This window comes from Kitasatospora sp. NPDC043949 (assembly GCF_056435365.1).
On the sequence record NZ_JBWKEQ010000004.1, the window covers coordinates 60227 to 70399 of the forward strand.

Here is a 10173-nt window from a genome sequence, read left to right on the forward strand (position 1 = left end):
TGGGGAGGGATGGGGGGGGGGGGAGGAGATGGGGGTGGTGGGACGTCTCCGTTCTACTCCGACGCTTCCCCCCCCCCCCCCCCCCCCCAACCCCCCCCCCCCCACCCCCCCCCCCCCCCCCCCCCCCCCCCCCCCCCCCCCCCGTTCCCGCGTCCGCGCGACGGCCCGTTCGCCCGGGCCCCGCTCAGGACTCCCTGGAGGCCTGCTCGGACTCCGGCTTGCGCTTGCGCCGGGAGACCACCCGCCGCACCGGGCCGGTGACCGCGGCGGACACCCGGCCGACGCTGGTGCCGACCGCCTCCCGGGCCGCCCGCAGGGCGTCCGAGATCCGCCACCACAGCTGGGCCGAGGACGGCGGCAGCAGCACCGCCCTGGTCCGCCCGGCCCGGCCGGCGGTGGCCCGCATGCCCTGCCGGGCGGTCCGGACGTCCGCCGACAGCGGGGCGGTGGTGACCTGGCCGGCCGGGGCGTAGAGCACCCGTTCGGTGGCCAGCGCCAGCCGCCCGGCGGCCGCCGCCGAGTCCGCGTCCAGCTCGGCCTTCTCGGTGATCCGCCGGGCGGCCGAGCGCGGGGTGCGTGACTCGTCCGGGGGAATTCCGAGGTCCCAGGCGGAGTCGATCAGTTCGTCCCAGGCGGCCAGCACCTGGGCGTCGGTGAGCTCGGCCGGGCCGCCGCCGGGGCCGCGCCGGCCGCCGGGGCCGAGCCGGCGCCGGCGCAGCGCCGACCGCCAGAGCATCGGCACCAGCAGCAGCGCGATCACCAGCACCACCACGGCGGCGCTGCCCAGGACCTGCCCGGACAGCAGCCAGGAGTCCTCGGCGGCGCTGCTGACGGCCTTGCTCCTGCCGCCGCACTCACCCAGCTGGCGCTGCTTCGCGTCGCAGTCCTTGCTGTCGGTCGGCGCCGCGACCGGCGCCGAGCTCTGCGCGGAGGCGGTCGGCTGCTGGGTCGGCGCGGTGGTCGGGGTGGTGGACTGCTCGGTGTAGCGGGGCTGGACGCCGCGGCTCGGGGTGGGCTCGAAGCGCAGCCAGCCGTAGCCCGAGAAGTACAGCTCGGGCCAGGCGTGGTACATCCGGCCGGTCACCGAGTAGACGTTGCCGCCCTTGGCGTCGCCGGGGGTGAAGCCGACGGCCACCCGGGACGGGATCTTCAGGGTGCGGGCCATCGCCGCCATGGTGGAGGCGAAGTGGACGCAGAAGCCCTTGCGGTCGCGCAGGAAGACCGCGATCGCGTTGCTGCCGGTGCCGCCGTTGACCGCGGTGTCGTACTGGAACTGCGGGCCGGTGAACCAGCTCACCAGCGCCATCGCCCGGTCGTAGTCGTTCGTCGCCTTGGCGGTGACCTCGTGGGCCTGCTGCGCGACGACCGGCGGGAGGTCCTGGGGGAGGCCGGTGTAGTGGTCCCGGATGTCCTGCGGCGCGGTCGACGCGGTGCGCAGCTCGTTCGCGGTGGGCCGCACGTCCAGCGCGCTGACGTGGTAGCGCAGGCTGCGGATCGCCCGGTCGTTGGTCGGCAGGACGGTGCGGGTGAGCGGGTCGAGCTTCCAGTCGGACCGGTTGGGGACCTGGACGGAGGCGGCCGGGTAGGGCATCGGCAGCCAGCTCTTCTCCAGCCGGTCGCTGATCTGGAAGTCGCCCTCGATCCGGGGGAGGTTGGCGTCCCGCAGGCCCTCGGGGGCGGGGAAGGAGGACGGGAGGTCGTTGACCGTGGTGCTGCCGAGCCGCCAGTTGGTGCCGTCGAACTGGTCCAGCGCCCCGGTGCGCAGGTAGATCTGGTCGGCGATCTCGCTGTCCAGGGTGTAGCTGAGCAGTTCGTTGTTGGTGGGCTTGGTGACCGCCGACTCCAGGCTGACCAGCGGGTCGAGGCTGGTGGCCGACCCGATGGAGCTCTTGCCCGAGGACCCGCCGGAGTCGGGGCTCAGCAGGCCGGAGTCCCAGTGCGGCAGGACGACCGGCAGCAGCAGCGCCGCGACCAGCGCGAGGACGCCGACCTGCTGGCCACCCGGGCTGACCCGGCCGGAGCTCGTCCCGTCGCGCGAGCCGCCGTGGAAGACCCGGCCCCAGCGGGAGACCCGGTCCTGCCCCTCGGCGAACAGCAGCACCAGGTAGCCGGCCGACGCCAGGGCGAACCAGAGCCAGCTGCCGTGGTCCCCGGAGAGCCCGTTGCCGACCGAGTACAGCGCCAGCAGCGGCAGCCCGGCCAGCGCCGAGCGCCGGTACGTCACCGCGACGGTGTCCACCACGACGGCGACCAGGCCGACCGAGGCGACCAGGATCAGCCGCAGGCCGGGGTTGGGCGGCGCCGGGATGGCGTACACCTGGATGTCGTCCAGGCCGGAGTTGATGACGTGGTCGAGGGCGCGCAGCGAGGACGGCCCGGGCACCACGCCGCCCAGCAGCGAGCCGGAGCCGGCGAAGCCGATCAGGATCAGCAGGAACAGCACCAGCAGCTGGCCGACGGGCACCGTCCAGCGGTACAGCGGGGCCCGCCGCAGGCCCGCGCCGACCGCCGCGATCACCGCGATCACCAGGAAGGCGTGGGTGATCCAGCTCCTGGTGGTGAGCAGCGGGGTCAGGCAGAGCGACGCGAGGGCGGTGGCCAGCGCCGAGTAGACGGTCAGTTTGGCCCGGGTGGTCACGCGCCGGCCTCTTCTCGGTAGGGGGAGGTCGTCTTGGCGCCGTCGGCGGCCTGCCAGAGGTCCGGGACGGAGTCCCCGGAGCTGACCGGCAGGACGGTCCAGCCGGCCTCGCGCAGCTGCCGGACCCGGTTGCGGAACTCGTCGCCGCCGGTGTCGGGGGCGAGCATCCGCAGGCCCGCCCAGGTGCCGGTGTCGAGGAGGAACGCGACGGCCCCGCCGGTGCGGCTGCGCAGCCGGGCCAGCCGGGCGGTCTGCGCCTCGTCGAGTTCGCCGAGCACGGCGACCAGCAGTCCCTCGCCGCCGGCGCGCAGCGGCTCCTCTGCGCGGGAGAGGCCGGCGCCGTCGGACAGGTCGGCCACCGCGAGCGCGTCCAGGATCAGCCCGGAGGCGTCGGCCGCGGTGTTGCCGCCGCCGGCGCCGGGGCCGGGCACCCACTGGCCGGTATCGGTGAGCAGCTGGGTCTGGTAGCCGCGCTCCAGCAGGTGCACGGCGACCGAGGCGGCGCAGCTCACGGCCCACTCGAAGGAGGAGGCGGGGCCGATGCCGCGGTGGCCGATCTCCCGGGTGTCCAGCAGGACGGTCGCGCGGGCCCGCTGCGGCTGCTCCTCGCGGCGCACCATCAGTTCGCCGTACCGGGCGGTGGACTTCCAGTGCACCCGGCGCAGGTCGTCGCCGGGCCGGTACTCGCGCAGGATCACGTCGTCGTCGCCGGCCAGCGCCAGGGTGCGGGCACGGCTCTCGCCCTGGCCGCCCCACTCGCCGCTCAGCCGCACGTGCGGCAGGGCCTGGACCTGGGGGACGACGGTGAGGACGTCGGAGGCGGAGAAGGAACGGTTCACCTCGCACATCCCGAACGGGTCGGACAGCCGCAGCTGGAGCGGCCCGAGCGGGTAGCGGCCGCGCAGGTCGGAGCGGACCCGGTAGGAGACCTCGCGGTGGCCGCGCGGCTCGACCCGGTCCAGCACGAAGCGCGGGCGCGGCCCGAGCACGTACGGGACCTTGTCCTCCAGGAGCAGCAGCCCGGTGGGCACCCGGGAGACGTTGTCGACCCGCAGGTGGACCCGGGCCTCCTGGCCGGCCACCGCGCGACGCGGGCTCAGCCGGCGGCCGCTGGCCACCCGGTAGCGGGTGTTGGCGACCACCAGCGCGGCGGCCAGCGGCAGCGCGGCGAGCAGCACGCCGACGCGCAGCAGCGCGTCCTGGTCGAGCAGGTAGGCGCAGCCGACCGCGGTGACGCCGGCGGCGAGGAAGGAGCGCCCCCGGGTGGTGAGGCCGCGCAGCCCGGTCCGCAGTCCTGACGTCGGGTCGGACGGGGCCACCTCAGCCCCTCCGGACGGCCGGGCCGCCCTGCGGGCGCGGCAGCGGCAGCCGGGCGACCAGGTCGGTCACGATCTGCTCGGCGGTGCGGCGGCTGAGCTGGGTCTCGGCGGTCGGCATCAGGCGGTGCGCGAGGACGGGCACGGCCAGGCGCTGGATGTCGTCCGGGGTGACGTAGTCGCGCCCGTCGAGCGCGGCGGCGGCGCGGGCGGCCCGGACCAGGTGCAGGGTGGCGCGCGGCGAGGCGCCCAGACGCAGCTCGTGGCTGGTTCGGGTGGCGCCGACCAGGTCGACGGCGTAGCGGCGGACCGGGTCGGCGATGTGCACGCTGCGCACCAGGTCGACCAGCTTGAGGATGTCGGCGGCGTGCGCCACCGGCTGGAGGTCCTCCAGGGGGCTGGCGCCGGAGTGCACGTCGAGCATCGCGAACTCGGCCTCGGGGCTGGGGTAGCCGATCGAGATCCGGGCCATGAAGCGGTCCCGCTGGGCCTCCGGCAGGGGGTAGGTGCCCTCCATCTCGACCGGGTTCTGGGTGGCCACGACCATGAACGGCGAGGGCAGCTCGTAGCTGGTGCCGTCGATGGTGACCTGGCGTTCCTCCATCGACTCCAGCAGCGCGGACTGGGTCTTGGGCGAGGCGCGGTTGATCTCGTCGCCGACCACGATCTGCGCGAAGATCGCGCCCGGGCGGAACTCGAAGTCGCGCTGGTGCTGGTCGTAGATGTTGGTGCCGGTGACGTCCGAGGGCAGCAGGTCGGGCGTGAACTGGATGCGGCGGACGGTGCAGTCGACCGAGCGGGCGAGCGCCTTGGCCAGCATGGTCTTGCCGACGCCGGGCACGTCCTCCAGCAGCAGGTGGCCCTCGGCGAGCAGGACGGTCAGTGCGACCCGGACGGCCTCCGGCTTGCCCTCGATCACGCTCTCGATGTTGGCGCGGATCCGGTCCACGACCGCGGCGAGCTCGGGAAGTCCGGCCCGGTGGTACCCGTCCGTCCCCTGGCCGCCCCCCGCAGGACTGCCGAGACCGGCCTGATCGCTGTAGCTCGTCACCCGTATACGCTCCCTGGCACCCTGTGCCCGCCTCACCCCGAGGCCGGACCCCACCCCATGCTTGACGCGGCCTTCCCAGGGGCGGTTCCGTCGGGAATCCGGTGCCGGGGTAGCGGCCTGCGGCCTGGCCGCCCCAGGTGGTTCGGGGTCTGACCGGCAGGCGCATTCTCCCCTGACCGGTGACCAGAAGTCACCCTCGGGACGGCCCAGGATGCCCGGACGCCGTTGGCCGGGCGGTGCGCGGTGCGGGGCGGTGGTGCGGGTACGGGGTTCAGTGGATTTCGCGCAGGAGCCCGGTGTGGACGTCGAAGACGAAGCCGCGGACGTCGTCGGTGTGCAGCAGGAAGGGCGAGGTGCGGACCCGCTGCATGGACTGGCGGACGTCGCCGTCGAGGTCGACGAAGGCCTCCACCGCCCACTGCGGGCGCTGGCCGACCTCCAGCTCCAGCTCGCGGCGGAAGTCCTCGGTCAGCCCGAGCAGGCCGCAGCCGGTGTGGTGGATCAGCGCGACCGAGCGGGTGCCGAGGGCGCGCTGACTGATGGTGAGGGAGCGGATGGTGTCGTCGGTGACGACGCCGCCCGCGTTGCGGATGACGTGGGCGTCGCCCAGTTCGAGGCCGAGCGCCGCGAACAGGTCGAGGCGGGCGTCCATGCACGCCACCACGGCGATCTTCTGGACCGGGCGGGCGTCCATGCCGCCGTCCCGGAAGGTCACGGCGTACTCGCGGTTGTCCGTGACGAAGCGGTCGATGATGGCGGGTCGCGGGGAGTCGGCAGCGTCGGTCGGCGTCGGCCGGTCGGGGGTCACTGTCATGGTGGCGACGTTAGTGCGATTCGGGCGTCCGCGGTGGGGAGGAGAGCTACAGATCGGGCCGCTGTGATCGAGCGCATAGCCACAACAGGCGGACCGTTCCACGCGTTCGGGAGGGTTTGTCCGGGCTGGTCCCGGAGCGCCCGCGGGGCGGGTGCGCGGGTGGGGCGCGCGGCCGCTCCCGCGGGCCCCCGGCCGGCACCTCCGCGGGGCCACTCCCATGGCTGCGACCTGCGGTGATCCGTACCGCCGCCCGGGTGGTGCGCCGGAGCGGACCATTGACTGGCGGGGCCCGCGCGATAGAGTTTGCGGCGCAGTGGAGCACACCCGCCGGATCCCGTCAACCGGGCTTTTCCGGCCTGGGTGGCCCGGTTGATGCGGCCCGTGGCCTCCACCCGCTCCGTGCCCACCTGGCGCACCTTCCCCGGCGCCGGGCGGTCACGATCTTCCCCCTGGAGCGGGCGGGGACCACGGGCCGCGTCGTCGCGTCGTGCAGTGGTGGGCGAGAATGGTCGGAGCTCCCGGTCGTCGGGCTGCTCCGCACCTGAGGAAGGGCGCCACCGCGCATGACCACCAACGATCCGGGCCCCAAGCACGTTCCGGTCATGCTGCAGCGGTGCATGGACGCCCTGGCTCCGGCGATCTCGCGCCCCGGGGCGGTGGTGGTGGACGCCACCCTCGGCCTCGGCGGGCACAGCGAGGCGCTGCTCACCCAGTTCCCCGAGGTGCGGCTGGTCGCGGTGGACCGCGACCCGCAGGCGCTGAAGCTCTCCGGCGAGCGGCTGGCGCCCTTCGGAGACCGGGCCACCCTGGTGCACGCCGTCTACGACGAGATCCCCGAGGTGCTGGAGCGCCTGGACATCGACCGGGTGGACGGCGTCCTGTTCGACCTCGGCGTCTCCTCGATGCAGCTGGACGAGGCCGATCGCGGTTTCGCGTACGCGCAGGACGCGCCGCTGGACATGCGGATGGACCAGACCCGGGGGATCAGCGCGGCGGAGGTGTTGAACACCTACAGCCACGGTGCCCTGGCCCGGATCCTCAAGGTCTACGGCGAGGAGCGGTTCGCCGGGAAGATCGCCTCGGTGATCCTCCGGGAGCGGGAGAAGGAACCGTTCACCAACAGCGCGCGTCTGGTCGAGTTGGTGCGGAACGCCATTCCGGCGGCGACCCGCCGGACCGGCGGGAACCCGGCCAAGCGGACGTTCCAGGCGCTGCGGATCGAGGTCAACGGCGAGTTGGAGGTCCTGGACCGGGCGATTCCCGGTGCGCTGGAGGCCCTGGCGATCGGCGGTCGGATGGTCGTGATGTCCTACCAGTCGCTGGAAGACCGGCTGGTGAAGCAGTACTTCGCCGCCGGGTCGACCAACACCGCGCCGCCGGGGCTGCCGTTCATCCCGGAGGAGCACCAGCCCTGGCTCAAGCTGATCACCCGTGGTGCCGAGCTGGCCACGGAGGAGGAGATCGAGGAGAACCGGCGCGCCGCGCCCGTACGGCTGCGGGTGGCGGAGAGGATCAGGGACCGTAGCAAGCGGGGCTGAAACGTTGGCCCCGGCGGGGTCCGAAGGGCGGAGGAGAGCAGTGGGGCCGGTGGCCGGTGGGGTCCGGGCGGGGCGGGGATCGTTCCCCGGACAGGGCAGGGCGCGGATCACGGTCCGGCCGGGGCGGCGTCCGGTGCGGGGCCGCACGCCGTTCGCGGTGCTCGTGGTGGTGCTGCTCGCGGCGGGGCTGCTCGGGCTGCTGGCGCTGAACACGGCGCTCAACGAGGGCTCCTTCGAACTGTCCCGGCTGCAGAAGCAGACCACCGTGGCGACCGACGAGAAGCAGGGCCTCCAGCACCAGATCGACCAGAGCTCGGCGCCGGACGCGTTGGCGCGGCGGGCCGCCGAGCTGGGCATGGTCCCGGCCGGCGGGATGGCCTTCCTGGACGTCCCGAACGGCGGCAAGGTGATCGGCACGCCCGGACCGGCGCAGGACAGCCCGCCGGTCAAGCGCTCGACGGTCGACCCGTGGCCGATGAAGCAGCCGGCGCCGAGCGCCCCGGCGGGTGCGCCCCCGGCGAGCGCCCCCCCGGGCGCGCCGAGCCCGGCGGCGACGGCCGGTGACTCCGTGGTCCAGATCAACCCGGCCCCCCCGGCCGCGCCGTCGACCGGAGGTGCGGGCCGATGAGCACGCCACGTCAGCCGTCCGGAGGCTCCGGCAACGGCCGCCGCCAGCCGCCCAAGGGCGCCGCGCCCCGCGCGGCCGCGCCGCGCGGCCAGTCCGCCGGCAAGGCCCAGCCCGCGAAGGGGCAGCCCGCGAAGGGACAACCCGTCAAGGGACAGTCCGCGAAGGGGCAGCCGGCCAAGGGCCAGCCCGCCAAGGCCGCCGCCGCCCGTACACCCCGGGCACCGCAGCAGCGCCGCCCCGAGGGCCGCCCGCCGGCCCGGAGCCAGGCCGCCGTCCGGCCGCGCCGCCCGCTGCGCCCCAAGGCGCTCCGGCTGGCCGAGCCCAAGCGCCGCCTGCGGGTGATCACCGTGGTGATGTCGCTGGTGTTCTCGGTGTTCGCCGGCCGCCTGGTGCAGCTCCAGCTGCTGGACTCCGACGCGCTGGCCGCCGACGCCAACACCAACCGCTACCTGAACATCCCGATCACCGCCGAGCGCGGCTCGATAACGTCCTCCGACGGGGTGGCGCTGGCCGCCACCGTCGACGCGTACGACATCACCGCCGACCCGGCGATGTTCACCCCGGCGGCGACCGGCATCCCGGACGCCCCGGAGCAGGCGGCCGCCCTGCTGGCGCCGATCCTCGGCGTGCCCAAGGACAAGATCGCCGCCGACCTGCACACCCCCAAGACCCGCTACAAGCGGCTCGCCGCCCAGCAGACCCCGGCCACCAAGAGCCAGATCAGCGACCTCAAGGCGGGCCTGGAGAAGCAGGCCGGCTCGCGGACCTGCCAGGCCCAGAAGCGGCTGCTGACCAAGGCCGCCGACCAGGGCGGACGCACCCGGGTCGACAACGAGTGCGCCAACCCGCTGGCCGGGGTGTTCAACCGGGAGACCCAGAAGCGGATCTACCCCGCCGACGGCCTGGCCGCCAACCTGGTCGGCTTCGTCAACGGTGAGGGCGAGGGCGCCGGCGGCCTGGAGCTCCAGTACCAGAAGCAGCTGGCCGGCAAGGACGGGCACAGCAGCTACGCCCAGGCGGGCGGCCGGCTGGTGCCCACCGCCGGGGGCTCGATGGACCCGGCCGTGCCCGGCACCGACGTGAAGCTGACCATCAACCGGGACATCCAGTGGGCCGCCCAGCGGGCGCTCACCGACCAGGTCGCCAACTCCGGGGCGGAGAAGGGCTACGTCGTCGTCCAGGACGTGAAGACCGGTCAGGTCCTGGCGATGGCCACCGCGCCCGGCTTCAACCCGAACGACCTGAGCACCGCCAAGCAGTCCCAGATGGGCAACGCCGCGCTGGTCGACGCGTACGAGCCGGGCAGCACCGCCAAGCTGATGAGCCTGGCCGCCGTCCTGGACACCGGCAAGGCCAACTGGGACACCAAGGTCACCGTGCCCAACCGGCTGGTCCGGGCCGGCCAGCAGTTCAAGGACGACGTCGAGCACGGCGACTGGTACCTGACCCTGGCCGGGGTGCTGGCCAAGTCCTCCAACATCGGCACCATCGAGGCGGTCGAGACCCTCGGCGCCGACCAGTCGGAGGTCAACAAGACGCTGGACGGCTACATGCGCAAGTTCGGCGTGGGCCAGCCGACCGGTCTGAACTTCCCCGGCGAGACCCCTGGGATGCTCAAGAAGCCGGGGGACCTGGTCGCCTCGGAGAAGTACAACATCGCCTTCGGCCAGGGCCCGCTGCAGATGAACGCGCTGCAGGCCACCTCGGTGTACTCGACCATCGCCAACGGCGGCGTCCGGGTCGCGCCCAGCATCGTCCAGGGCACCACCAGCCCGGACGGCAAGTACACCGCGACCCCGCCGGGCGAGCAGACCCAGGTGGTCAGCGAACAGACCGCCAAGACCCTCACCTCGATGCTGGAGTCGGTCGTCGACGACGAGCAGGGCACCGGCGGCAAGGCCGCCATCCCCGGCTACCGGGTCGCCGGCAAGACCGGCACCGCCAACCGGGGGGCCGCCAACGGCAAGGGCTACGACGGCTACACCGCCTCCTTCATCGGCTTCGCCCCCGCCGACGCCCCCCGGTACACCGTCTCCTGCACCCTCCAGGGGCCGGTCAACGGCCACTTCGGCGGCCAGCTGTGCGGACCGGTGTTCAAGCAGGTGATGGAGTTCACCCTGAAGACCATGCAGGTCCCGCCCAGCGGCAGCCAGGCGCCCAACCTGCCCGTCGAGTGGAAGCCGTGAGC

The 10173-nt window shown here is 74.0% G+C and carries 7 protein-coding genes; 3 read left to right on the forward strand and 4 right to left on the reverse strand.

The window, feature by feature from the left end:
- Nucleotides 1-184: 184 nt before the first annotated feature.
- From AC07AL_RS05310 to AC07AL_RS05325, 4 genes are all read right to left on the reverse strand, one after another.
- Nucleotides 185-2638 carry a transglutaminase TgpA family protein gene (locus AC07AL_RS05310; RefSeq protein ID WP_478316905.1) on the reverse strand — a complete coding sequence of 818 codons (2454 nt, stop codon included), beginning with the start codon at nt 2636-2638 and terminating at the stop codon, nt 185-187.
- A complete protein-coding gene (locus tag AC07AL_RS05315) occupies nt 2635-3957 on the reverse strand; it encodes a DUF58 domain-containing protein (protein WP_363582934.1) in 1323 nt (440 codons plus the stop codon). Before AC07AL_RS05315 ends, AC07AL_RS05310 begins: the two co-directional genes overlap by 4 nt.
- 1 nt (nt 3958) lies before the next feature.
- Nucleotides 3959-4903 (reverse strand): AAA family ATPase, encoded by a 945-nt coding sequence (locus AC07AL_RS05320; RefSeq protein WP_363583028.1) that lies wholly within the window; start codon nt 4901-4903, stop codon nt 3959-3961.
- A gap of 373 nt (nt 4904-5276) precedes the next feature.
- Nucleotides 5277-5819, reverse strand: a complete 543-nt coding sequence (locus tag AC07AL_RS05325) for a beta-class carbonic anhydrase (RefSeq protein ID WP_063347243.1) — start codon at nt 5817-5819, stop codon at nt 5277-5279.
- A gap of 563 nt (nt 5820-6382) precedes the next feature.
- On the opposite strand from AC07AL_RS05325, the gene rsmH reads away from it, so the two are divergent.
- From rsmH to AC07AL_RS05340, 3 genes are all read left to right on the forward strand, one after another.
- Nucleotides 6383-7357, forward strand: coding sequence for a 16S rRNA (cytosine(1402)-N(4))-methyltransferase RsmH (gene rsmH / locus AC07AL_RS05330; protein WP_363582932.1), 975 nt, complete (start codon nt 6383-6385; stop codon nt 7355-7357).
- Between the two features lie 133 nt (nt 7358-7490).
- A complete protein-coding gene (gene ftsL / locus AC07AL_RS05335; protein WP_400805655.1) occupies nt 7491-7985 on the forward strand; it encodes a cell division protein FtsL in 495 nt (164 codons plus the stop codon).
- Nucleotides 7982-10171 (forward strand): peptidoglycan D,D-transpeptidase FtsI family protein, encoded by a 2190-nt coding sequence (locus tag AC07AL_RS05340; protein ID WP_400805657.1) that lies wholly within the window; start codon nt 7982-7984, stop codon nt 10169-10171. The genes ftsL and AC07AL_RS05340 overlap by 4 nt, the downstream gene beginning before the upstream one ends.
- Nucleotides 10172-10173: the final 2 nt, after the last annotated feature.

Bases quoted from the DNA above. Each gene is read 5' to 3' on its own strand.
- AC07AL_RS05325 (WP_063347243.1), bottom strand. From the start codon at position 5,819: ATGACAGTGACCCCCGACCGGCCGACGCCGACCGACGCTGCCGACTCC.
- rsmH (WP_363582932.1), top strand. From the start codon at position 6,383: ATGACCACCAACGATCCGGGCCCCAAGCACGTTCCGGTCATGCTGCAG.
- AC07AL_RS05340 (WP_400805657.1), top strand. From the start codon at position 7,982: ATGAGCACGCCACGTCAGCCGTCCGGAGGCTCCGGCAACGGCCGCCGC.